We start from the raw sequence: 23,415 nt of genomic DNA, 5'->3' as shown, positions 1-23,415 counted from the left end.
CAGCACCCGGGCCAGCAGCCGCCACTCGAGGCAGCAGACCAGGAGGCCGAGGGCGGCGACCGGCTGGAGCGCCTGCCTCCGGACCCGCGGTGAAGATCTTCAGGGGCGTGTACGTGAACCACCAGCCGATGCTGCCCGCGACCGGTCCGCTCATCCCGGGCGTCGCGATGTACGCGGCGGAGATGGCGGGGGTGAGCAGCGAGGCGTGGTGGGCCAGCACGATGAGCGCGGCGATGCCGCGCAGGCCGTCCAGCGAGGTGAGGCGGGAGGCCGACGGGGTGACGGAGGTCGGAGTGGCAGGTGACATGAGTGTGAGGGTGACCGGGGGTCAGAGGTCCGCGTGGAGCTGCCAGACGCGCTCGGCGGAGTCCCGCCAGCTGAACGCTCGGGCGCGGTCCGAGGCTAGCACGCGCAGGCGGGCGCTCAGTTCGGCATCGTCGAGCACCCGCGCGATCGCGGCCGCGAGCCGCTCCGGATAGCCGGTGTCGCCGTCCGCGGTGGGACGCTCGACCGCGAGGCCCGCGCCTCCGGCGACCTCGACCAGGGCGGGGTCGTCCGAGTGGATGACCGGCAGGCCGAACTTGAACGCCTCGACGACCGGGAGGCCGAAGCCCTCGGCGAGGCTGGGGAAGACGAAGAGGGTGGCGCGGTCGAGCACTACGGCGAAGTCGGGGTCGTCGAGCCGGCCGAGCGCTCGCACCCGGTCCTCCGGCAGCCCCGCGGCGGCGGCGACGCCGGAGGCGGACGTCTCGCCGAGGCGGTCCGGCCCCACGATGAGGAGCGGGATGTCGTGCGCCTCGGGCCGCGCGACGGCCCGGATCAGGTCGGCGACGCCCTTGCGCGGCTCGATGGTGCCGAGCGTCAGCGCGTAGCGCTCGGGGAGGCCGAGGCGCTCCGCGCGCTCGTCGGCGTCCTCCGGCAGGCGGAGGGTGGTGGCGGGCGCACCGCCGATCACCCGGATGCGGTCGCCGAAGTCGAAGCGCTCGGAGAGCCGGTCGGCGACGGCGTGGGTCGGCACGACGACGGCGTCCGCGAAGCGGCGGGCCCGGCGCGTCATGGCCTTGGTCCAGGCGGTGGCGGTCTGGCCGAGTGCCGCCGGATGCGTCCAGGCGAGGGTGTCGTGGATGGTCACGGCGAGCTGCTGGGTGGTGTCGCCGCGCTCGTGGCGGCGCAGCGGCGCGAGCAGGGTCGGCGCGTGCAGCATCCCGAGCGGTCCGCCGACGGAGAGGCCGGACTGCCAGGCGAGCGCGAGCTCTCGACGGCCCACCGAGAGCCGGGTGACCGTGGCGACGCCGGGGAGCCGGTCGTTCACGCGGGCGAGCTGCTCCTCGGTCACGGCGGAGACGATGGCCTCGACATCGCACCCGGCGGGGGCCGTGGCGATGAGCTGCCGGGTGAGCTCCTCCGTGTAGCGGCGGGTCCCTCGTGGCTCGTCACCGACGAGGTCGTCGACGATCACTCTGAGGGTGGTCATCCTGCTCCCGTCTCCACGCGCCGGCTCGTCCAGGTTCCTATGAAACCACGAGCCGCCCAGGAAGACCCTGGGCGCCGGCTTCGCAGATCAGCAGGCGGGGAGGGATTGCAGGCCCGGGCTCAGCACGGACGTCCCGCCCAGGAGGTAGACCATTCCGGTGTTCTGCGCGGCCAGATCGCCGAGGACCGAGCGTGGCACGCAGCTGCCGTTGGTCGTGAACAGCGGTGCGCCCCTGCTCGCCGCCAGCGCGGAGCCCGCCAGCGCGTCGGGGAACCCGAAGCCGCTGGCGAGGTAGGCCGTCGTGAAGGTGGGGAAGGCGCCGCGCCCGACCGCCTCCGCCGTCTCGAAGCGGTCTCCGCCGTAGTAGCGCGTGACCGTGCGGCCGTTGGCCGCGAGGCCCGAGGCCACGCCCGGTGTGACGACCGTCGGACCTCCGACGACCGTGACCGCCGTGGTGCCCTTCGCGTTGAGGAAGGCGGTGGTGCCGGCGTCGATCCCTCCGGCGCCGCCGTTCACGAGGAGGACCGGTGCGCCGTGCGCACCCGCGGCCGCACCCGCCGCGAGGGCGTCGGGGAAGTTGGTGCCGGTCGCGACGTACGCGGAGGGGATCGAGTCACCGAACGCGAGGGTGGCCAGCTGCTGGGAGGTGTCGAAGCGGTCGACGCCGGCGACGCGCGACACGGTGGCGCCGAGCTGCTGTCCCACCTGCTGGAGCGAATCCTCGACCGCGGGCGGTACGGCGTTGACGCCGCCGACGATGACGATCCTCTTCGGCTGGAGCGACAGGATCTCGCTGCGGACGGCGTCCGAGAGCGTGTACCCGACGAGCAGCAGCGGTCCGCCCTGCTTCGCAGCGGCGGGACCGGCGCTCAGCGCGTCCGGGTAGTTGAGGCCGGTCGCGACGTAGACGACGTCGGCGGTGGTGGGGTAGGCCTGCTGGGCGATCTGCACGCTCGTCGTGAAGCGGTCGGGGCCGGCCACCCGCTGGGTCGGGATCGGCACGATCGACAGCGGGCCCGAGACGGCGGCGCCGAGCGAGTAGGTGCCGTACGCGGCGCGCGCGGTGTACGTCGTCCCGCCGGTCGGGGCGCCGACCAGGGAGACGGACCAGGCGCCGTTCACGACCGTCGCGACGCGGGCGGTGGCCTCGTTCGCGAGCTGGAGACGGACCGTGGTCCCGGGGGTCGCGCCGCTGATCGTCCCCGAGATCACGCCGCCCTGCGACACGCGGTTCGTCGCGGGCAGCGAGGTGACGGCGACGGTCGCGGACACGGAGACCGCGGGCTCCCAGGTGGAGGCGTAGCGCGAGGTCACGCTCGAGCCGCCCGTGGACGACGCCATCGGGTAGAACGCGGTGTAGTAGTCGGGGTCGGAGCAGGCCACGTCCGGTCCGGCGGAGACGACACCCACGGCCGCGTTCCCGATGAGGGCAGCGCCGCCGCTGTCGCCGTGGTCCGCGCAGGTCGACGCGATGATCGAGTTCACGGTGTGCGTGCCCTGCTCGTCCTGAACGTAGACCGTGGTGTCGGTGTCGAGGACCGTGCCGCATGTCCATCCCGTGGTCGAGCCGCTCTTGCAGAGCGGAGCGCCGACCACGGCCGCCGCCACGCTCGTGACCGTCATGGGCGCTGTCGCGGTCGGAGCCCCGGCTCCGCCGCCCCAGGTGAGGGCGGACGGCTGCGAGGAGTGGCCGGCCGTGAGCGACATGAGGGACGAGTCGCCGTTGTTCCCGAACTGGACGGCGCCCGGGATCCAGGCCCCCAGCGGTCCGACGGCCGTGCCGTCGGAGCCGGTCGTCACGTACGGACCGCCCGGCATGGAGAGCTCGTAGGTGGCGCTGGAGCCCGCCATCGCGCAGTGGCCCGCGGACAGCAGTTGCGGCGCTCCGGTCGCCAGGCCGAAGCCGGGGAATCCGGCCGAGCAGCGGTAGCTGCCGGCTGTCGCCGGGATCAGGTACGGCTCCCCGCCGTACACCTCACCCGCGAGGGGGTGCAGCGTCAGCGGGGCCACCGGATGCTGCGGAGCCGACCCGACCACCGCGGTCGCCCCGGCCTGTCGCGCGAGGTCGGCGGTTCGCGCGTCGGAGGCGTAGACGGTCAGAGCGGTGCCATCGAGGGTGGCGGCGACGCGGGCGCCGGTCCGCGCGCGCAGGGCATCGACCAGGGCGTCGCCGTCCTGGGCCGCTGCTGCGCGTGCCAGGTACTCGGCCGGGGAGATGTCCAGGTCGCGCTGGACGGCCTTCGCCACCTCCGGGGCCAGCTTCGCCGCGGCTCCCGCGAACGCTCCGGCCGAGCGGCGGTGCAGCTGCGGCAGAGCGGGCGGCGTGGCGTCCGAGGGCGAGGCGCTGCCCGGATCGGCCGTCGCCGGAGCCGGCGCGGTGACCGCGGCGACCGTCGCTCGGCGCTCGGACCCGGCCGTCGCGGCGAACGCCGGCGCCGGCGCGATGACGGCCAACGCCGCAGCGGCCGCCACGGCGAAAGTGAGTGCTCGATTCACGGAAGGTCCCTCGTCAGCCGGCGAGGTCGGACCGGTGCCCTTCGATCCCCCGCATTGTCGGTGCTGCGAGTCAACCTAATGCCGCGGCGAGAGGAGCCACAAATCCCCCGATCAGGGTGCGGCCGCACGGGGGGGAGTTAAGCGAACAGGCCCGCGCGCGTGGCGTCGGAGAGGGCCTCCCGCCAGGGGCGCAGCGGCGCGAGCCCGGCCGCGGCCCAGGCGTCGTGGCCGAGCACCGAGTACGACGGACGCGCCGCGGGGCGCACGAACGTGGAGCTGTCCGTGGGCGTCACGCGCTCGGGGTCGAGACCGGCCTCGGCGAAGACCGCCCGCGCGAATTCGAACCAGGTCGCCTGGCCGGAATTCGTGCCGTGATAGATCCCGGCCGGGGCGTCCGACCCGACCAGCTCGACGATCCGGGCGGCGAGGTCGCCGGTCCAGGTCGGCTGGCCGAGCTGGTCGTCCACCACGCTGACGGTCTCGTGGCTGCCCGCGAGCTTCACCATCGTCTTGGCGAAGTTCGGGCCGTCCGCGCCGTACAGCCATGCCGTGCGGACCACGAAGGCGCCGGAGGGATGCGCCGCGAGCGCCAGCTCCTCGCCGGCGGCCTTCGTGCGGCCGTAGGCGTTGATGGGGTCGCGCGGGGTGTCCTCGGCGTAGGGGGAGGTCGCGTGACCGTCGAACACGTAGTCGGTGGAGACGGTCACGAACCGGGCGCCGTTGCGGGCGGCCGCGATCGCGAGGTTCTCGGTGCCGAGCGCGTTGATCGCGTAGGCCTCGTCCTCGTGCGTCTCGGCGTCGTCCACCTTCGTGTAGGCGGAGGCGTTGAGGACGACGTCGTGGCCCTCGACGGCGGCAAGGACGGCATCGCGGTCGGTCACGTCGAGGTCCGCGCGGGCGAGCGCGGTGACGTCGTGCCCGGCGAGGGCCTTCTGCAGGTCCCGGCCGAGCATGCCGGCCGCGCCGGCGATCAGGTAGCGCGTCATCAGTTGTCGAGCGCCGCGCGGGCCTTCAGCGGCTCCCACCAGGCGCGGTTGTCGCGGTACCACTGCACCACGTCGGCCAGACCCTGCTGGAACGGGACGAGCGGCTCGTACCCGAGCTCGGAGCGGATCTTCGAGATGTCGACCGAGTAGCGGAGGTCGTGACCGAGGCGGTCGGCGACGCGGTCGACGTACGACCAGTCCTTGCCGGTCGCGTCGAGCAGCAGCTGGGTCAGCTCCTTGTTGGTGAGCTCGGTTCCGCCGCCGATGTTGTAGATCTCGCCGGCGCGGCCGTTCACCAGCACCATCGCGATGCCGCGGGTGTGGTCGTCGACGTGCAGCCAGTCGCGGACGTTGTTGCCCTCGCCGTAGAGCGGAACGTGCTTGTCGTCGATCAGGTTCGTGACGAACAGCGGGATGACCTTCTCGGGGAAGTGGTACGGCCCGTAGTTGTTCGAGCAGCGCGTGATCGAGAGGTTGAGGCCGTGCGTGCGGAAGTAGCTGCGGGCGAGCAGGTCGCTTCCGGCCTTCGACGCGGAGTAGGGCGAGTTCGGCTCGAGCGGGCGGTCCTCGGCCCAGGAGCCCTCGGCGATCGAGCCGTAGACCTCGTCGGTGGAGACGTGGACGAAGCGCTTCAGGTTGTTGCGCAGCGCCGCGTCGAGCAGCTGCTGCGTGCCGAGCACGTTGGTCTCGACGAAGATCGAGGCGTCGCGCACCGAGCGGTCGACGTGCGACTCCGCGGCGAAGTGCACCACCGCATCCACTGTGGGGAAGAGCTCGTCGAGCAGGCCGCCGTCACGGATGTCGCCCTTCACGAACGTGTAGCGCGGCGAGTCCGCCACGGGCGCCAGGTTGGCCAGGTTGCCGGAGTACGTCAGCGCGTCGAGCACGACGACCTCGGCGCCCTCGAGGCCGGGGTAGGCGTCCTGCAGGGTACGGCGGACGAAGTTGGAGCCGATGAAACCGGCGCCGCCGGTGACGAGAATCTTCATGGGGGTGGGTGACCTGCCTCACGGAGTCGTGGAATACCGGAGAGATTCTACCGGGTGGGGCGCGGAAGCTCTTGCGCTCGCACAAGCGGGCACCGCTAGGCTGCCGCTCATGGTCTTGGGGGGAATGCGGGCACGGACCCGCGCACTGGTCACCGCTGTGCTCGCTCCGACGCTCGCCGCGCTGGCGCTCACAGCGACGGGGACGCCGGCTGCGGCCGACGACGGAGCACAGGCGGACGCGTATTACGCGGCGGTCGCGAAAGCTTCGGCGGGCCGCGCGGCGACGCCGGAGCAGGAGAACGCCAACGTGGCGGCGGCTCTCGGCGGCGGCGTCACCGCACGGGGAGGCCTGCAGCCGTTCGCGGCGGCGGACGCCGACCCGTCGAAGTTCATCGACGGCGATCTGTCGAGCGACGCCGTCTTCTTCAACGGGACGGCGTGGAACGAGACGCAGATCCAGACGTTCCTGAACTCCAAGGTCGCGACCTGCGCCGGTACGAATCCGACGTGCCTGAAGTCCTACACCACGGCGACCGTGGCGAAGGCCGCCGACGCCGAGTGCAACGGCTACGCCGCGGCGGCCTCGCAGAACGCCGCGCACATCATCGTGACGGTGGCGACCAGTTGCGGCATCAACCCGGTCGTTCTGATCGTGCTGCTCCAGAAGGAGCAGGGCCTGGTGACGTCCACCGCGCCGACGCAGGACGCGTACGACTTCGCCACCGGCTGGAACTGCCCGGACACCGATCTCGGCTGCAGCACGAACGACGCCGACACCACCGGTTTCTTCAACCAGGTGTACGGAGCGGCCTGGCAGTTCAAGCGCTACGGGGTCGGCACGGACTTCGACTGGTTCCCGGTCGGCAAGGTCAGCCCGGTTCGGTACAACCTCGACGCCGGATGCGGCAGCAAGCAGGTCGCCATCCAGAACAAGGCGACCGCCGCGCTGTACTACTACACGCCGTACACCCCGGACCAGGCGTCCCTCGACAGCTACCCGGGTGAGGGCGACGACTGCTCGGCCTACGGCATCCGCAACTTCTGGATGCTCTTCAACGCCTGGTACGGCCCGTCGACGGCAGGGTCCGTGCCGGCCACGGTCCGCACCTCCGGCGACGACCGGTTCGCCACGTCCGTCGCGATCTCGCAGGCGGCGTTCCCGGTGGTGCCGAGCGGCGGTGTGCCCGCGGCGTACATCGCCAGCGGCTACACCTTCCCGGATGCCCTGGCGGCGGCGCCGGCGGCCGTGGCGCTCGGCGGCCCGCTGCTGCTGGTCGGCCAGGACGCGTTGCCGGCCGTGGTGATCACCGAGCTGCAGCGGCTCAAGCCGCAGACGATCTACGTCGCGGGCGGTCCCGTCTCCGTCTCCGACGCGGTCGTGGCCCAGCTCGGAACGGTGAACGCCGGGCATGCGGTCGTGCGGGTGGCGGGCGCCGATCGCTTCGCGACGTCGAGGAACATCGCGAGCGCGGCCTTTACCCACCCCGTGTCGACGGCGTATCTGGCATCCGGCCTGAACTTTCCGGACGCCCTATCCGCGGGCGCAGCGGCCGGCGCGCAGCATGTCCCGGTCATCCTCATCGGAGGAGCCGAGCCCGACGACGCACTCGTGCAGGAGCTCCGCGACCTCGGCGTCTCGCAGATCAAGCTCGTCGGCGGAACGTCCGTCATCCCCGATTCCTACGCTTCGGCGCTCGCGGGGGAGTTCACCGTGACGCGAGTGAGCGGTGCCGACCGGTTCCGCACCAGTCTCGCCGTCAACGTGGACGCCTTCCCGGGCGCCACGGCGCAGTCCATCTTCGCCTCCGCGGTGACTTTCCCGGATGCTCTCGCAGGAGCGGCGTACGCCGGCAGGACCGGCAGCCCGCTCCTCGTCACACCGGCCACCTGCGTGATCCCCGGTGCGGCGGAACTGTCACTGCGCTCCACGACGATCAGGCTTCTCGGCGGGGCAAATGCGCTGGGGGACGCCGTCAAGGGCCTCAGCATCTGCCAGTAGACTCCCTGGGTGCAGATTCGCGAATTGGCCGTCCCCGACGCCTATGAGATCACGCCCCGTCAGCACCACGACGACCGAGGCCTCTTTCTGGAGTGGTACCGGTTCGACCGTCTGGAGGAGGCGGTCGGGCACCGTCTCGACCTCCGGCAGGGCAACACGTCGGTGTCGAAGCGCGGGTCCGTGCGCGGCATCCACTTCGCCGATATCCCGCCGAGCCAGGCGAAGTACGTGACCGCGACGCATGGTGCGGTGCTCGACTTCGCGATCGACATCCGTGTGGGGTCCCCGACCTTCGGGCAGTGGGACACAGTGCTCCTGGACGAGGTCGACCGTCGCGCGATCTACGTCGCCGAGGGTCTCGGTCACTGCTTCGTGGCGCTCACCGACGACGCGACCGTGAGCTACCTGGTCACCGACGTCTACAACCCGGGGCGCGAGCACGGCATCAACCCGCTGGACGAGCAGATCGCCCTGCGCTTCCCGGAGGAGGCGGGTGAACTGCTGCTCTCGCCCAAGGACACTGAGGCTCCGTCGCTCGCCGAGGCCGAGAAGCTCGGCCTCCTCCCGAGCTGGGACGAGGCGCGGGCGTTCTACGCAGCGCTCGACGCCTCCCGCGACAGGGCACGCGACGACAGAGGAGAGAACTGACATGCGCGGCATCATCCTGGCCGGAGGCTCCGGCACGCGGCTGTGGCCGATCACCAAGGGCATCTCCAAGCAGCTCATGCCTATCTACGACAAGCCGATGATCTACTACCCGCTGTCGACTCTGATGATGGCCGGGATCAACGAGATCCTCATCATCACCACTCCCGAGTACAACGAGCAGTTCCGGGCGCTTCTGGGTGACGGATCGCAGCTCGGCCTCCGGCTGGAGTACGCGGTGCAGCCGTCGCCGGACGGCCTGGCCCAGGCGTTCATCATCGGCGAGGACTTCATCGGCGACGATTCCGTCGCGCTCGTCCTCGGCGACAACATCTTCCACGGGAGCGGTCTCGGCTCGTCGCTGCAGACGCACACGACCATCGACGGCGCACTGATCTTCGCCTATCAGGTAAGCGACCCGACCGCGTACGGGGTCGTGGAGTTCGACGACGAGTTCCGCGCGCTGTCGATCGAGGAGAAGCCGGCCAGCCCGAAGTCGAAGTACGCCGTGCCCGGCCTTTACTTCTACGACAACGAGGTCGTCCAGATCGCCAAGACCATCGCGCCGAGCCCACGTGGCGAACTGGAGATCTCCACCGTGAACGAGCGGTACCTCGCCGCCGGCCGGCTCCAGGTCCAGGTCCTCGACCGCGGGACCGCGTGGCTTGACACCGGGACTTTCGAGTCGATGATGCAGGCGTCGGAGTACGTGCGGGTCATCGAGGACCGCCAGGGCTTCAAGGTCGGCTGCATCGAGGAGGTCGCCTGGCGCGCCGGATGGATCGACGACGACGGCCTGGCCGCACTAGCCGGCCCGCTGGTCAAAAGCGGCTACGGGCGCTATCTCAACTCGCTGCTCGAGGGGTGAGTCAGCCCGGCGACTGGCCCCCGATTGGGGACCATCGCGGCGGGGGACAAGCGCAGGAGCCTCCCGATAGTCTGAAACTCTGTCGGGAAAGGACCTTCGCATGCCCACCGCACGCACGACGCCGATGAGGGCCCCACGGAGCGAGCGATGAGAGCACGGCGCACGTTGCGTCCCGTCCTGGTCGTCGCTGCCGTAGTCGCCCTGCTGACGGGCGCGATCGCGGTCCCCGCGCCGGCACAGGCCGTGTCGGGCTCCGCCTTCGATCCCGGCTACATCATCAGCGACTACAACTTCTACAACGGACAGGCGCTGAGTGCCGCCGCTGTGCAGTCCTTCCTGCAAAGCCGCGTGCCCACCTGCCGTTCCGGCTACACGTGCCTCAAGGACTACCGCGAGAACACGACGAGTCGTGCGGGCGACCCGATGTGCGCCCCGTACGCCGGGGCCGCGGGCGAGTCGGCCGCGACGATCATCTATCGCGTCGGGGTCGCCTGCGGCATCAGTCAGAGGGTGCTGCTCATCCTGCTCGAGAAGGAGCAGAGCCTGGTCACGGACACGTGGCCCACCCAGGGGCAATATATGAAGGCCACCGGATACGCATGCCCCGACACGTCCGCCTGCAACACCAAGTACTACGGCTTCTACAACCAGGTCTACATGGCCGCGTGGCAGTATAAGCGGTACGGAAATCCTCCCGGAACGAGCAATAGCTTCACGTGGTTCCCGATCGGGGCGGTCAGCGCCATCCGCCTGCACACGACGGCCTCCTGCGGATCCCGCAACGTCCTGATCAAGAATGCGGCGACGGCCGCCCTGTACTACTACACGCCGTATCAGCCGAACGAAGCGGCCATGGCGAACCTCTACGGCATGGGCGACGCCTGCTCCTCCTACGGGAACCGCAACTTCTGGCGCCTGTACAACGACTGGTTCGGACCGTCGACCGGGGGCATCCCGCCGATCGGCAGCTTCGACCAGGCGAGCCTGTCGACGTCGACCTTCGATGTCCGCGGCTGGTCGCTGGACAAGTCCCTGCCGCAGACACCGACGCAGGTGCTGGTGACCTACAACACGCCGGCCGGCCTCACCAGCCGGACCGTCGTCGCCAACACGTCCCGGCCCGACGTGGGTGCGGCGTATCCGGGCGCAGGCGACGCACACGGCTTCTCGATCAGTATCCCGCGGAGCGGCAACGGTCAGTTCTACGCCTGCGCGACGGCACTCGCCACGCCCGGCAATGGCGCAGGCAACACACCGCTCGGGTGCCTGAGCGCCTTCTACTCGCCGGCCGTCAACGGATTGCCGCCCAGCTCCCGGCTCCAGGGCGCGGATCGGTTCGCCACCTCGGTGGCCGTCTCCCAGGCGACCTATCCGGCGTCGGGGGTCGGAACCGTCTACATCGCATCCGGGACGAACTTCCCCGATGCCATCTCCGCTGCTCCCGCAGCGGCCGCGCAGCACGCGCCGCTCTTGCTGGTCGGCACGACGGAGCTCCCCGCGGCCGTCCAGACGGAACTCCGCCGGCTCGCACCGCAACGCGTGGTCGTGGTCGGCGGTCCCTCCGCGGTGAGCGATTCCGTGGTCGCGCAGATCGTCGCGATCCAGCCCGCGGTGACCCGCATCTTCGGAGCGGACAGGTTCGAGACGTCGCGGAAGGTGGCGGACGCGGTGTTCGGAGCGTCGACGAACGCCTACCTGGCCTCGGGGCTCAGCTTCCCGGACGCCCTGTCCGCCAGTTCGGCTGCGGGCTCCGCCAAGCGGCCCGTCATCCTGGTCGACGGCCGGGAGCCGGTGCTCGACGGTTCGACGCGGGCCTATTTGACCAGCAGGCCGATCTCCTCGGTCACGCTCATCGGCGGGGCCTCCGCCATCCCCGACAGCGTCCAGGCGGATGTGGCCTCCCTCGGCAAGACGACTGCACGGCTCGGAGCGGCGGACCGTTTCCAGACGAGCCAGCAGGTAAACGCCGCGGCGTACCGGAGCGCGCAGACGGCGTACATCGCCACCGGTTGGAGCTTCCCCGACGCGTTGGCCGGAGCGGCCGCGGCCGGTGCTCAGTCCGCGCCGCTGTTCGTGGTGCCGGGGTCGTGCGTGCCGCGCAGCATCGGCGACAGCATCGTCTCCATGGGGATTAAGAAGGTCGTGCTGCTGGGAGGGCAGACGGTGCTCAGTGCGGGGACGGCGTCGCTGATCCCCTGTTGAGCCCGACCGCGATCAGCGCGAGATCCACCACAGACGGCCCCACAGCCCCAGCCGGAGTGCGAGCCGGAGCGGGGCGAAGTACCACGCCGAATAGCGCCGCGAGAGGTAGCGGTAAGCGCTGTCGTGGTGTGCGCGCTCCATCCGCTTGACGTCCCGGGACGCGGAGTGGGCTCCGGTGTGGGTGATGACGGCGTCCGGAACGTACACGTTGCTCCATCCTGCGCGACCGAGCCGGTCGCCCAGATCGACGTCCTCGAAGTACATGAAGTAGCCGAGGTCGAAGCCCCCGATCTGCTCGTACGCGGTCCGGCGGATCAGCACGCACGCGCCGGACAGCCACCCGGCAGAACGACGGCGGTCGGTCTGTCCTTCCGCTCGGTAGGACACGGTCCACGGGTTGGAGGGCCAGATCCGGCCGAACAGTCCGTGCGCCACCCCGGTGCGCAGCGACGGGAGCTTGCGCGCCGAGGGGTAGACGTCGCCCTCCGCGGTCAGGATCCGGGGCCCAAATGAGCCCCCCTCCGGTGTCTCCCCCGCTGCCGCAACGAGCCGGTCAAGGGAGCCGGGCGTGAACGTGACATCCGGGTTGACGACGAGCAGGTAGTCGTAGTCGATCTCGTCGCCCACCGTTGCCAGGCCGGCGGCCACGCCGCCGCCGTACCCGCGATTCGCACCGGCGTCGACGAACCGGGCGCCGGCCGCTTCCGCCAGGCTGCGCGTCTCCACGGCGTCCGGCGACGCGTTCTCGACGACGACGACGGCGGCGACGGAGCCGCCGGCGGTCGTCAGCGAGTCGAGGAACGCGGGGAGCGCTTCGGTGGAGGCGTAGGTGACGGTGAGGACGAGGACGCGCGGCGACATCGATCCCGCTCTAGGCGTCGCGCCGGCGGGCCGCCCGCGCGCGGAACCGCTCGACGACGGCGGTGGGCCCGCCCTCGCGGAGGTAGTACATGGTGCGCTCGATGTCGCGGCGCAGGCCCGTGCTCGGGATCCGCTTCACGCTCTGTTTCTGCTGCCGGTCGCGCTTCCCCGACGGCGCCTTCTTGTCGGCAGCGTGGACCGGGTCGGCACAGAACTTGACAAGAGGGGCGAGTGTGCGGGACCAGCGGAAGTCCTCGCGGACGCGAGCGACATTGGCCCGGGCCTCGCTCAACTGTGCCGGGTCATACAGGTAGGTCTCGAGCGCGGTCACGAGCGCCGCTTGGTCGCGTTCCGGAACCGACGCGCCCAGGCGCTCGGCCGCGACCAGATCGCCGAACGAATCGCCCTCGGTGGTCACGATCGGTAGCCCCGCCCACAGATAGTCGAGGATGCGGGTGCGGAACGAGAACGTCGTCTCGACGTGCTGGAAGTGCGTGGAGACGCCCAGGTCGGCGTCCAGGAGAAAGTTCTGGCGCTCGTCGAACGTCACCCAGCTCTCGTTGAAAAAGACGTTCTTGCCGAGCACGCCGAGCTGCTCCGCCAGCGCCCGGGACGTCGCCACGATCTCCATCTCGGGGACGTCCGGATTCGGGTGCTTGACCCCCATGAAGAAAAGACGCACGTCGTCGTGGCGCTCGGCCAGCTCGGCGACCGCGCGGATCAGGGTCTCGGGGTCGAACCAGTTGTAGATGCCTCCGCCCCAGACGATCACCTTGTCGTCCGGCCCGATGCCCGGCACCTGGCCGCGGATCGCGTGGTAGGACTGCACCGGGTCATCGGCGGAGATGCCGAACGGCGCGACGGCGATGAGCGAGTCGAGTTCCGAGTCGCGCGAGTACGTGTAGGCGTTGACCCGGCCGAGCGCAGCGAGCTGACCCAGCCAGAAATGCCGCTGGCGGTCGCTGGCGCACAAGAAGAAGTCGCCGAGCTCGAGCTGGTGGTTGAGGGTCGACGTGGCATCGGCGATCTGCTTGTTCCAGGTCTTGATGGCCTGGCCACGGCCCTGCTCGAGCTGCTCGAGGTGCATCGGATCGTAGACGTCGACGACGAGCACCTTGGTGGTCTGCGCGATGATCGGGAAGAGAGCAACCCCGTTGCCCTGGACGATGATGACATCCGCCCACGCCTCGTGCTCGGCGACCGACGACGGATGGTGGTGCGATATGACCGCGGTCTCGAACGGGATCCCGGGCATCGGCTCGACCCGCGTGTAGCTGACGAGCCGGACGTCGTGCTCACCGGAGAGCTCCTTCGCGATGTGCCAGGACCGGATCGCCGGCCCCGCCATCTTGCCGCCGATCGGGTCGCCGGTCACGACGAGGATGCGCCGGCGCGACGTCGCCTTCAGCACGTCGAGCTGGGTGACGATCTTCTCGTACCCGGCCAGATAGGACTCGATGGGGTAGGCGGGCTCGTCCATCTTGCCGAACAGGCGCAGGAGTTCGCGGTCCGAGCGCGCCCGCGTGCTCTGCACCGCTTCGCGCGCGGCCGTCGCCTCCGGCAGGTGCTCGACGAACTGGTCGATGGCGTAGATTCCGGCGAGCGTCGACTTGTCGACGACGGCGTCGCGCTGCGAGTCGTCCCCCGGGTTGCGGAGGTCGAGGGAGGTGGAGTCGAGCTTGCCGCGGGCGACGGCCCGGCGGACGGCCAGCAGGAGCGCGCCCGCGAACACCTCACGGAGCGATTCGTCCTCGAGGTTCTTGTAGAGCGTGTAGAGCGCGTTGCGCTCCAGCAGGTACTCCTCGCGGAAGTTGCCGAACTTGTTCATCGACGCGTGGTGCTTGTGGTATGCGAGCGACTTCGGCTGGAACCGGAACCGGTAGCCGAGCAGGTTGAGCCGCCAGCCCAGGTCCACGTCGTCGTAGAACATGAAGTAGTTGTCGTCGAACCCGCCGAGCTTCTCGAACACGTCGGCGCGGATGAACATGGCGGCGCCCGTGCCGAACAACACATCCTTCTCAGTGTCCCAGCTGCCGCGGTCCTGCTCGCCAGCGTGCGGCTTGTAGCCCATCCCGTACCAGGTGACCGAGCCGTCCACGAAGTCGACATCGACGCCGTCCCAGTCGAGCACCTTGCTCGCGACCGCGCCGATCTCCAGCCCGCCGTCGAAGGTCGCCATCGCTTCGGCGATCCAGTCGGGATGCGGCTTAGCGTCGTTGTTGAGGAATGCGACGAACTCTCCGGTCGACCGCTCGACACCGAGATTGCACCCGCCGGTGAAGCCAAGGTTGGCGCCCGAGTCGATCAGGACGATGTCGTCGCCCAGGGTGCGCAGCTTCTCGAGACTGTCGTCGCCCGAGCCGTTCTCCACGACGACAATCTCCAGGCGCTCCGCCGGCCAGTTGAGCTCGCGGAGGCCCCTGACGCACTCAATGGTGTCATCCGCCCCTCGAAAGTTGACCAGGACGACGGAGACGACCCCGGTGCGTCGCTTCTTCATAGGCTTCGGACTCCTCGACACTCGGCTGACGAACGCAGCAGAGTCTACAAGGTCGCCCTCGGCGCACGCAGACCCCGTACCGGTACTGGCGGCGGTATTATGCAAGTTCCCGAAGAGAATGAGACCGTTCCCTGTGAGACTCGCCGTCACGCTCATGGTCCGCGACGAAGCGGACATCGTGCGGCCCGTGATCGACAATCTGATCGATCAGGGCGCGGACGCCATCATCGTCACCGACAACGGATCCGTCGACGGTACGACCGAGATCCTAGAGTCGTACGGCGACCGGATCGACCTCCGCCACGATCCGGTGCAGCGGAAGCAGCAGTTCCGCGTGGTCACCGGCATGGCGAGGGACGCCCACACCGTGCACGGCGCGGATTGGGTGATCAATGCGGATGCGGACGAGTTCTGGCTGCCCCGCGTCGCGGGCCGCACGCTGCACGACGTCTTCTCCGAGCTCCCGAAATCGCTCCGTACGTTCCCGGTCGAGGTCATCGACATGATCGGCGACCCCGCACTGCGCGGAAGCGGACTGCAGCGACTGACCCTTCAGGACCGGAGACCCCTCCGGCGGATGAACGAGCTAGGCCTCCATGCCCATGCCACATCTGATGCCGTGCACGTCGGCACGCCCGAGATCGAGGTCTCACAGGGCAACCACTTCGTCAACCTCCAGCAGAAAGGCGAGGTCCCGCCGGGTCTCGAGGTCGACGTCCTCCACTTCCCGTGGCGTTCCTGGGAGCAGTTCGAGGGCAAGGTGGAGAAGTCCGGCCGGGCGTACGAGGCCAATCCGGAGTTGCAGCCGAGCCCCAACCACCACGGCATGCGCGAGTACCGCCGGTATCTCCAGGGCACGCTCTTCGCGTTCTACGTGCTCCGGCATCCCACGGAGGAGGAGCGCACCGCCGGCCTCGCCGATGGAACGCTCGTCGAGGACCGGAGGGTCGCCGACGCCTTCTCCGCACCGGTTGCGGACGTGCCCGTGCCCGACGACAGGCTCGCCGCGGCGCGCACCTGGGCTCCGGCGATCGCCCTCCAGGAGGAGTATGCGCGCGCGCAGCAAGGGAAGGCCGATGCCCGCCTGGGCGAGGTCCTCCAGTACCTGGACGACGCGAAGCATCGCATCGACGGCTTGATCGACGATCTGAAGGCGGCGGACGCCCGGGAGCAGCGCGTGCGCGAGGAGCTGTCCCTCCTCCGTTCCCGCAAGGTCGTGCGCTGGGCCGACGCGGTCGGCCGTCTCCGGCCCGGACGCTGACTCCGTCGTCGATGCCTGCGTTCAGGGCCCGCTCACATCCGGGCGGCTATGCTTGCACCTGCTCATGACCAACAACAGACTTTCCGATCGTGAAATGCGGAGCGCCCGGTTCGCGGCGCTCTCCGACGCGACCTTCGTGCGAACAGGTCCCAAGTCGGGTGCGCTCGGCGGAAGCTGGGCGGCCCTCAAGGAGATCCTCGGCCAGCGGGAGATGCTGGGGCTCCTCGTCCGCCGCGACCTCAAGGCGCGGTACAAGGACAGCACTCTCGGCTTCCTCTGGTCGCTGGTGCGTCCGCTGACCCAGCTCGTCATCTACTACGTAGTCATCGGCCGCTTCCTGGGCGCGGCCCGCGGGACGCCCGATTTCGCCATCTACGTCTTCACCGGTCTGACGGCGTACACGCTGTTCAGCGAAATCGTCGCGGGCGGCACCTCGTCCATCGTGGGCAATTCCGGGCTGATCAAGAAGATCTATCTGCCCAGGGAGATCTTCCCGCTCGCGAGCGTTGGGTCGGCTCTGTTTAACTTCCTCATCCAGTTCGGCATCCTCGTCATCGCGACGCTGGTCGTGGGAAAGTTCCCGTGGCATGCCGGGCTCCTGTACCTCATCCCCGCGTTCCTGCTGATTCTGGTGTACGCCACGTCCTTGGCCATCCTTCTCTCGGCGGCGAACGTCTATCTGCGCGACATCCAGTACCTGGTCGAGGTGGGGCTGATGATCCTTATGTGGGCCTCACCGATCGTCTACCCGTGGAGCACCGTGCAGTCCGCCCTCGGCAACGGCATCCTGCTCGACATCTACACGGACAACCCGATCACTCTGGCGGTCCTCGGCTTCCAGAAGGCGATGTGGATCAGCGGAGACTCAGAGCCGTCGCCCGAATGGCTCCTGCCGCGGATGCTAATCGCGATTGCCATCGGTCTGGTGATGCTCGTCGGCTTCCAGCGGGTTTTCGCCCGCCTGCAGGGCAACTTCGCCCAGGAACTGTGACCAGAAGGCAATGACTACGAGCATGTCAACGATCAATGCCCAGCTCGCCGCGGCGACCGAGGCGGCGCCGGAGATCATCGTCATCGACGAGGTCACGAAGCGGTTCGTCGTCCGCAAGGACAACTCGCTGAAGGAGCGGCTCGTCGGCTTCGGCCGCGGGCGCAAGCACCGCGAGGACTTCTGGGCGCTGAAGGGTGTGACGGCCCACATCGCGGCCGGCACGACGGTCGGCCTCATCGGCCACAACGGCTCGGGCAAGAGCACGCTCCTCAAGGTGATCGGCGGCATCCTCGACCCGACGTCGGGCTCGGTCAGCCATCGCGGCAGGATCGCGGCGCTCCTCGAGCTGGGCGCCGGATTCCACCCGGACCTCACGGGCCGCGAGAACGTGTATCTCAATGCGTCCATCCTCGGACTGACCCGCAAAGAGACCGACGAGCGCTTCGACGACATCGTCGCGTTCTCCGGCATCGCCGACTTCATCGACACGCAGGTCAAGTTCTACTCGTCCGGCATGTACGTGCGGCTTGCTTTCGCCGTCGCCGTGCACACCGACCCGGACATCCTCCTCGTCGACGAGATCCTGGCGGTCGGCGACGAGGCCTTCCAGCGTAAGTGCCTCGACAAGATCCGATCCTTCCAGGAGCAGGGCCGTACCATCATCCTGGTGACCCATTCGCTCGGGCAGGTCACCGAGCTGTGCGACTGGGTCATCCTGCTCGACAAGGGTGAGGTGATCTACGAGGGCGAGCCCAACGAGGGTGTCGCGCTTCTCCGCGAGAACCTCGAGGAGCGCAGGCAGGCCGAGGGTGGCGTCCCGGACGAGATCATGGGCCGCGGAGTGATCCGCGACGTCCGCGTCTTCCCGCACGGCGGTGCACCGGGCGATGACGTCGACCCGGGGTCCGACCTCGTGATCGAGATGGACGTCGAGCACTTCGACGGGCTCGACGGGTGGATGGGTGCGGTGCAGATCGACAACACGCTCGGTCAGGCGGTCTACGGGACCACGACGAAGCGGGTCGGACTCACGCTGCCGACGCTTCGGGGGCTGCGCACGGTGCGGTTCACCTTCAAAGACGTCCGGTTCGGGACCGGCAAGTACTTCGTCAACGCCTCTCTGATGGACGACGCCGGCCGGCACATCCACGACCTGCCTCAGGTGTCGTCGTTCGACGTCCCCTACTACCCGTACGCTGTGGGCATGGTGCACTCCGAGCCGGTCGCGGAGGACCTGGGCGAGAGCAGCAGCGGACCGGCCTAAACGCCGTCATCGGGCAGGGAAGGTAGATGGGGATCACGCTTGCGGTCCGGGTGTCCCGGGCGGATGCGGATGTCGTCGCGGCGACAGTGACGCATCATCGCGCTCAGGGAGTCGACCGGGTCGTCGTCATCGACGACAGCGGGGGCGACGCCGTCAGGGATGCGCTGAGCGACCTGATGCGCGACGGGGCGGTGCAGCTCGTCGCCGACTGGCGTCCCGAGGGGGACGGCTGGATCCTCGACGCGTCCGCCGGCGAGTTCTGGGTGGCCACCGACCCCGCTGAGCGCCTGGCAGACGCCCTCGGGTCGCTTCCCCGTTCGGTTTCCCGCATCGACGCTCCCGTGGTGCGTCTGACCGGTCCTGCCGGCCGCCGCGGCAGCGGATTCGCACGCCTGGTGTTCCGGGACGGGGCGGATGCCGCAGTTCAGCGCGCCGAGGGCGTGACCGTCGACCCCACCACCCGGACCGCTCGTCGCCCCGGGCCGGACGTGTCGACCGCGCAGACCCGCGTCGAAGTCCTCCGGGTGGGGTCGCGCTCGCTCGAGCAGCGGGTCGCGGCGGAAGGCGACGGGCAGCTCTCTGCTGCGCTCTATCTCGCGGGCACGCCGACGGGGGAGGAGCTGGCGAGCGGCCGCTTCACCGTCGACCGGCGGCTCGAGGGGCTGCCCGGCGTCGCCGACGAGCCACTGTCTTCGGAGGCGGCGCTGGAGCGCGACGCCCTGCGACGCGCGGTGTCCGAATCCTTGGCGCGCAGATCCGAGGCGGCGGACGCCGGACAGCGGCTGAAGGCCGTCGAAGCAGAACTCGCCGCCCTCCGGTCGCGCCGCGTCGTCCGCAGCACCGACCGGGCGACGTCCCTGTTGAGGGCGCTGCGCGGCCGTGCCGCACGGACGCTTCATTCGGCCGCCGAGCAGCGGGCGGCCCGGCGGGTCTTCCGCGGCGAGGAGGCGCGCGCCCGGACGATGCAGCGGCTGCTGGAGAACCCGATCGCGCCCGCCGCCGTCCGCGGCGCTCCTGCGATCGGCGATCTGCCGATCGTGATGTGCCTCTACGCCAGACCCTCCCGGCTCCCCGACATCCTGAGGATGCTCGCTGCCCAGGAGTCGGAGCGCCCCATCCGTCTGGTGCTCTGGAACAACGACGCAGCCCATACCTCCTACTACCGCTCGGTGCTCGGGCACGCGGACCTGGGGAGCCTGTCGGGCGTCGAACTCTACGAGTCGCCTGGCAACATCGGCGGAGTCGCTCGTTTCGTCATCGCCCGATGGCTGTGGGACCGGGGTGCGCGCGGCCCGTACATCATGCTCGACGACGACCAGCAGGTTGGCGCCGATTTTGCGACGACCCTTCTCGCCGAATTCGTTCCGCACAGCATCTCGGCGTGGTGGGGGTTCGCGAATCACGGCAGTCACTGGCAGCGGTCCGAGGTGCAGCCGGGAGGCACACTCGACTACGCCGGCACCGGCGGCACCATCGCCGACCTCGAGCTGGTGTCCGACCCGCGCTTCTTCGAAATCCCGCCCCGGTTCCTGATGATGGAGGACCAGTGGATGACCGCGCGCGCCCTCGCGCTCGGCTGGACCGTGCGCAAGTCCGCCGTCGACATTCGGCAGGTCATGGAGGAGGAGACGGGTAACCAGTACCACGGCCTCTGGGACCGCAAGGACGAGTTCTACGCGTACCTCCACGGGGCGGACGCGTGAGGATATCGGTCGCGCTGTGCACGCACAACGGCGCGGCGTTCATCCATGAACAGGTGGGCAGTATCCTCCGGCAGACCCTGCCGGTCGACGAGATCGTGCTCTCCGACGACGCCTCCCGCGACGGCACCGTCGCCGTCGTGTCGTCCCTGATCGGCGAAGCAGGTGTCGGCGCTCCTCGGCTCACGGTCCTCCGCAACAGCGTTCCGCTGGGCGTCGTCGGCAACTTCGAGCAGGCCGTGAGCGCCACGGACGGCGACCTCGTGGCCCTCTGCGATCAGGACGATGTATGGGAACCTGATCGGCTGAGGGTGCTCGCAGCGCACTTCGAGAAGGATCCGCAGCTGCTGTGCGTGTTCTCGGATGCCACCATCGTGGACGACACCGGCACGGAGGTGGGCGCCACGCTGTTCGGCCGGCTGCAAGTGGGCGCGCGCGAGCTGAACGCTGTCCGCGACGGCCGGGCGTTCGACGCGCTCCTGCGACGCAACCTCGCCACCGGAGCCACCATGGTGTTCCGGCGCTCCCTCGTCGAGCGGGCGCTGCCGTTCCCCGCCGAGTGGATCCATGACGAGTGGCTGGCGATCATCGCCGCCTCCGCCGGGCACATCGCGGTGGAGACGGCTCCGCTGACGCGCTACCGCATCCACGCCTCCAACACCATCGGGGTTGCCGAGCCGAGCCTGGGAAACCGGATCCGCCGGGTACTCGAGCCCCGGGCCGACCGGAACGCGGGGCTGGCGCGTCGCGGTGCGGTGCTGGTCGGACGTCTGGTGGCGGAGGGGGCATCGGACGACGTTGTGCGCTCCGCGCGGAGCAAAGCGAGATTCGAAGCGCGCCGAGCCAGGATGCCGCGCAACCGGCTGCTCCGCGCCGTTCCCGTGCTGCTGCTCGCCCTGACCGGCGGCTACGTGCGCTACGCCAGCCGCGGGGCGATGGACGTGGTGCGCGACCTGGCGCAGCCTGCGTGAAGCGCGCCGCGAATCAGCGGCTCACCAGCAAGCGTCGGATAGGCTCATGGCTGCTCACCGACATTCGAGGAAAGAACACGTGAACTCTGGCGACGTCGCGGAAAAGCCCGTCAACGCAGAACCGGACACCCGCCAGCAGCACTGGACCCTCTCGGATCGCTGGCGCGCTGCGGTGCGCCCCGCCCCCACCGGCCTGCCCAATTGGCGCGTGGTCGTCGCGTTCCCGGCCGTTCTGATCGTGCTCCTGATCGTTCTGGTCGGGCTGGGGATCACCGGGTCGTCCACCGGGTACCTGCACCAGTTCTTCGCCACCGGGAGTGACTCGAACCTGCTCTCGGGGGAACCGGAGGCGATCCGCAGCGACGAATGGTCGGTCCAGACGGCGTGGACGATCTCCCAGGTCGAGCAGGGGCTCCCCGTGGTGAACCGCACCTTCCCCGGCGGCATCGACACGACGGTGCAGTCGGATCTGCCAAGCTGGGACTGGTCGATGGCCTTCCGGCCGCACCTCGTCGGCTTCTGGTTCCTCCCCCTCGACAACGCGATGGCCTTGAAGTGGTGGCTACCCGGCTTCGCGCTGATGGCGTTCGCCTACCTGGCAACCGTGACGTTCCTGCCCCGGCGCCCTTTCACGGCCGCGGCCATCGCGGTCGGATTCTTCTTCGCCCCGTTCTTCCAGTGGTGGTATCTGCCGGTCACGCTGTGGCCGGCCGCCTGGGCCTTCGCTGCTCTCGCAGCCTTCGTCTGGCTGCTGAGATCCCGCAGCACATGGCAGCGATGGACCTGGGTCGCCGTGGTGGGGTATCTGACCGTGACCATGGGGATGGGCGTGTACGTTCCCTTCATCGTCCCCGCTGTCTTTGTGGTGCTGTTCGCCGGCATCGGGATGCTGCTCGGGAGACGTCCCCTCCAACCGGGGCCCGGCGCCGGGACGGGCGCTGCGACGGCGGCGACCGTCCGCACCCGAGCCGTGGCGCTCCTGCCGATCCTGGGCGGAGGCGCCGCCGGTGTCGCCGTCCTTGTCTTCTGGGTCGCCACCCGCTGGGGGACCATCCAGAAGTTCCTGGACACGGTCTACCCCGGGCAGCGCTTTGAACACACCGGGCAGACCACCAAGGATGGCCTGATCGCCCTGTTCGCGGCCCCCGTCACCCGTAATCTCGGAGTCACCGGCGGTCAGCCGCTGGGCGGCAACGCGTCCGAGGCGTCCACCTTCTTCCTAATGGGGCTCTTCCTCGCCGTGCCCGCGATCTGGCTGATCGTGCGCGACCGCCGGGCGCGTCGCGGCGCCGACTGGCTGCTCGTCGCCCTGCTCGCGCTCACCGTGCTGTTCACGACGTTCCTGCTCGTCCCCGGCTGGGATGCGATCGCCCACCTGATCCTCCTGGACCGCACCACGGACGGCAGGCTGCGGATGGGCTACGGCCTCCTCTCCCTGATCTTCGCCGTGGTGATCGCACAGCGGGCCGACGCGGTGCGCGCAGAAGGCAGCAGGATGCCCGTCCTCGCAACGGTGCTGGCAGGGGCCCTCGCCGCGGGATGCGTCGGCGTCGTCGTGATTCACCTCCTGCACGTGCAGTCGCCGCTGGTCGTGCAGTCGTGGTCCTGGGCCGTCGTGGCTGTGCTGTTCGTGCTTTCCGTGGTCGCCTTCTCCTCGGGGTGGGCGCTCGTCGGCGCGGTCTCGTTCCTGGTGATGTCCCTGGCGGGCTCGATGAGCGTGAACCCCCTCTATCGTGGTGTCTACGACCTGAACGACACGGCCGTCGCCAAGCGCATGCACTCCATCCAGGCCGCGGACCCCGGCAACTGGGTCGGAGTGGGCGACTCCCGGCTCCCCAGCGCGGTGCTCGTCCAGTCCGGCCTCCCGGGCTACAACGGCTTCCAGGGCGCGCCGCCGGCCGAGATGTGGAAGCAGATCGATCCGGGCAAGCGGCACGAGGAGCAGTGGAACCGCCTGGCGAACCTCAGCTGGGTGGCCGGGCAGGGCGCCCCGGACCCGCGAAACCCCGCGGCGGACGCCATCCTCATGACATTCGACTCGTGCAACACCTTCGCTCAGCGGCACGTGCGCCACGTCGTCTCCGATGCCCCGCTCGATCAGAGCTGCCTGGACGAGCAGAGCCGCATCGTCCAGGGGCCGACGACCTTCTACCTGTACTCCGTGGAGAAGAACGAGGCGGCCCCGACTCGGTAAGTCGAGGCCGCCTC

Annotated in this window: 16 protein-coding genes; 10 read left to right on the top strand and 6 right to left on the bottom strand. The window is 69.6% G+C overall.

The window, feature by feature from the left end:
* Positions 1-328: 328 nt before the first annotated feature.
* The 4 genes from ACTJI1_RS09135 to rfbB all read right to left on the bottom strand — a co-directional run bounded on the left by ACTJI1_RS09135 (position 329) and on the right by rfbB (position 5,945).
* On the bottom strand, positions 329-1,474 hold the full coding sequence (locus tag ACTJI1_RS09135) for a glycosyltransferase family 4 protein (protein ID WP_440742380.1): 1,146 nt from the start codon (positions 1,472-1,474) through the stop codon (positions 329-331).
* Between the two features lie 87 nt (positions 1,475-1,561).
* Positions 1,562-3,970, bottom strand: a complete 2,409-nt coding sequence (locus ACTJI1_RS09130; RefSeq protein WP_440742379.1) for a cell wall-binding repeat-containing protein — start codon at positions 3,968-3,970, stop codon at positions 1,562-1,564.
* Positions 3,971-4,107: 137 nt separating this feature from the next.
* On the bottom strand, positions 4,108-4,956 hold the full coding sequence (rfbD, locus tag ACTJI1_RS09125) for a dTDP-4-dehydrorhamnose reductase (RefSeq protein WP_310134628.1): 849 nt from the start codon (positions 4,954-4,956) through the stop codon (positions 4,108-4,110).
* Positions 4,956-5,945, bottom strand: a complete 990-nt coding sequence (rfbB, locus tag ACTJI1_RS09120; protein WP_115696033.1) for a dTDP-glucose 4,6-dehydratase — start codon at positions 5,943-5,945, stop codon at positions 4,956-4,958. Before rfbB ends, rfbD begins: the two co-directional genes overlap by 1 nt.
* Before the next feature lie 109 nt (positions 5,946-6,054).
* Here rfbB and ACTJI1_RS09115 point away from each other — a divergent pair, with 109 nt between their 5' ends.
* The 4 genes from ACTJI1_RS09115 (at position 6,055) to ACTJI1_RS09100 (ending at position 11,659) form a co-directional block, all read left to right on the top strand.
* Positions 6,055-7,944 carry a cell wall-binding repeat-containing protein gene (locus ACTJI1_RS09115; protein WP_440742378.1) on the top strand — a complete coding sequence of 630 codons (1,890 nt, stop codon included), beginning with the start codon at positions 6,055-6,057 and terminating at the stop codon, positions 7,942-7,944.
* A 9-nt stretch (positions 7,945-7,953) separates the two neighbouring features.
* Positions 7,954-8,592 carry a dTDP-4-dehydrorhamnose 3,5-epimerase family protein gene (locus tag ACTJI1_RS09110; RefSeq protein WP_440742377.1) on the top strand — a complete coding sequence of 213 codons (639 nt, stop codon included), beginning with the start codon at positions 7,954-7,956 and terminating at the stop codon, positions 8,590-8,592.
* Between the two features lies 1 nt (position 8,593).
* The gene (rfbA, locus tag ACTJI1_RS09105) at positions 8,594-9,457 is read left to right on the top strand and encodes a glucose-1-phosphate thymidylyltransferase RfbA (RefSeq protein WP_440742376.1); all 864 of its coding nucleotides are present in this window, start codon (positions 8,594-8,596) and stop codon (positions 9,455-9,457) included.
* Between the two features lie 147 nt (positions 9,458-9,604).
* A complete protein-coding gene (locus tag ACTJI1_RS09100; RefSeq protein ID WP_440742375.1) occupies positions 9,605-11,659 on the top strand; it encodes a cell wall-binding repeat-containing protein in 2,055 nt (684 codons plus the stop codon).
* 12 nt (positions 11,660-11,671) lie between these two features.
* Here ACTJI1_RS09100 and ACTJI1_RS09095 read toward each other — a convergent pair whose 3' ends face one another.
* Positions 11,672-12,520, bottom strand: coding sequence for a glycosyltransferase family 2 protein (locus tag ACTJI1_RS09095; RefSeq protein ID WP_440742374.1), 849 nt, complete (start codon positions 12,518-12,520; stop codon positions 11,672-11,674).
* A 10-nt stretch (positions 12,521-12,530) separates the two neighbouring features.
* Positions 12,531-15,020 carry a glycosyltransferase gene (locus tag ACTJI1_RS09090; RefSeq protein ID WP_440742373.1) on the bottom strand — a complete coding sequence of 830 codons (2,490 nt, stop codon included), beginning with the start codon at positions 15,018-15,020 and terminating at the stop codon, positions 12,531-12,533.
* Positions 15,021-15,153: 133 nt separating this feature from the next.
* On the opposite strand from ACTJI1_RS09090, the gene ACTJI1_RS09085 reads away from it, so the two are divergent.
* The 6 genes from ACTJI1_RS09085 (at position 15,154) to ACTJI1_RS09060 (ending at position 23,401) form a co-directional block, all read left to right on the top strand.
* Entirely contained in the window at positions 15,154-16,281 is a 1,128-nt protein-coding gene (locus ACTJI1_RS09085; protein WP_440742372.1) for a glycosyltransferase family 2 protein, read from the top strand.
* 64 nt (positions 16,282-16,345) lie between these two features.
* Complete coding sequence (locus ACTJI1_RS09080) at positions 16,346-17,272, top strand: ABC transporter permease (protein ID WP_440742371.1); 927 nt, start codon at positions 16,346-16,348, stop codon at positions 17,270-17,272.
* Between the two features lie 22 nt (positions 17,273-17,294).
* A complete protein-coding gene (locus tag ACTJI1_RS09075; RefSeq protein ID WP_440742370.1) occupies positions 17,295-18,536 on the top strand; it encodes an ABC transporter ATP-binding protein in 1,242 nt (413 codons plus the stop codon).
* Positions 18,537-18,562: 26 nt separating this feature from the next.
* Entirely contained in the window at positions 18,563-20,239 is a 1,677-nt protein-coding gene (locus ACTJI1_RS09070; RefSeq protein ID WP_440742369.1) for a hypothetical protein, read from the top strand.
* Positions 20,236-21,207 carry a glycosyltransferase family 2 protein gene (locus tag ACTJI1_RS09065; protein ID WP_440742368.1) on the top strand — a complete coding sequence of 324 codons (972 nt, stop codon included), beginning with the start codon at positions 20,236-20,238 and terminating at the stop codon, positions 21,205-21,207. Before ACTJI1_RS09070 ends, ACTJI1_RS09065 begins: the two co-directional genes overlap by 4 nt.
* A 79-nt stretch (positions 21,208-21,286) precedes the next feature.
* Entirely contained in the window at positions 21,287-23,401 is a 2,115-nt protein-coding gene (locus ACTJI1_RS09060) for a DUF7657 domain-containing protein (protein WP_440742367.1), read from the top strand.
* Positions 23,402-23,415: the final 14 nt, after the last annotated feature.

The organism is Leifsonia sp. 22587, from assembly GCF_052044215.1.
GTDB lineage: Bacteria > Actinomycetota > Actinomycetes > Actinomycetales > Microbacteriaceae > Leifsonia > Leifsonia shinshuensis_C.
The sequence above is the reverse complement of the archived record's forward strand: the minus strand, read 5'-3'. Positions and strand labels throughout refer to the sequence as shown.

Bases quoted from the DNA above. Each gene is read 5' to 3' on its own strand.
- rfbD (WP_310134628.1), bottom strand. From the start codon at position 4,956: ATGACGCGCTACCTGATCGCCGGCGCGGCCGGCATGCTCGGCCGGGAC.
- ACTJI1_RS09100 (WP_440742375.1), top strand. From the start codon at position 9,605: ATGAGAGCACGGCGCACGTTGCGTCCCGTCCTGGTCGTCGCTGCCGTA.
- rfbA (WP_440742376.1), top strand. From the start codon at position 8,594: ATGCGCGGCATCATCCTGGCCGGAGGCTCCGGCACGCGGCTGTGGCCG.
- ACTJI1_RS09075 (WP_440742370.1), top strand. From the start codon at position 17,295: ATGTCAACGATCAATGCCCAGCTCGCCGCGGCGACCGAGGCGGCGCCG.
- ACTJI1_RS09095 (WP_440742374.1), bottom strand. From the start codon at position 12,520: ATGTCGCCGCGCGTCCTCGTCCTCACCGTCACCTACGCCTCCACCGAA.
- ACTJI1_RS09135 (WP_440742380.1), bottom strand. From the start codon at position 1,474: ATGACCACCCTCAGAGTGATCGTCGACGACCTCGTCGGTGACGAGCCA.
- ACTJI1_RS09115 (WP_440742378.1), top strand. From the start codon at position 6,055: ATGGTCTTGGGGGGAATGCGGGCACGGACCCGCGCACTGGTCACCGCT.
- ACTJI1_RS09090 (WP_440742373.1), bottom strand. From the start codon at position 15,020: ATGAAGAAGCGACGCACCGGGGTCGTCTCCGTCGTCCTGGTCAACTTT.
- ACTJI1_RS09070 (WP_440742369.1), top strand. From the start codon at position 18,563: ATGGGGATCACGCTTGCGGTCCGGGTGTCCCGGGCGGATGCGGATGTC.
- rfbB (WP_115696033.1), bottom strand. From the start codon at position 5,945: ATGAAGATTCTCGTCACCGGCGGCGCCGGTTTCATCGGCTCCAACTTC.
- ACTJI1_RS09080 (WP_440742371.1), top strand. From the start codon at position 16,346: ATGACCAACAACAGACTTTCCGATCGTGAAATGCGGAGCGCCCGGTTC.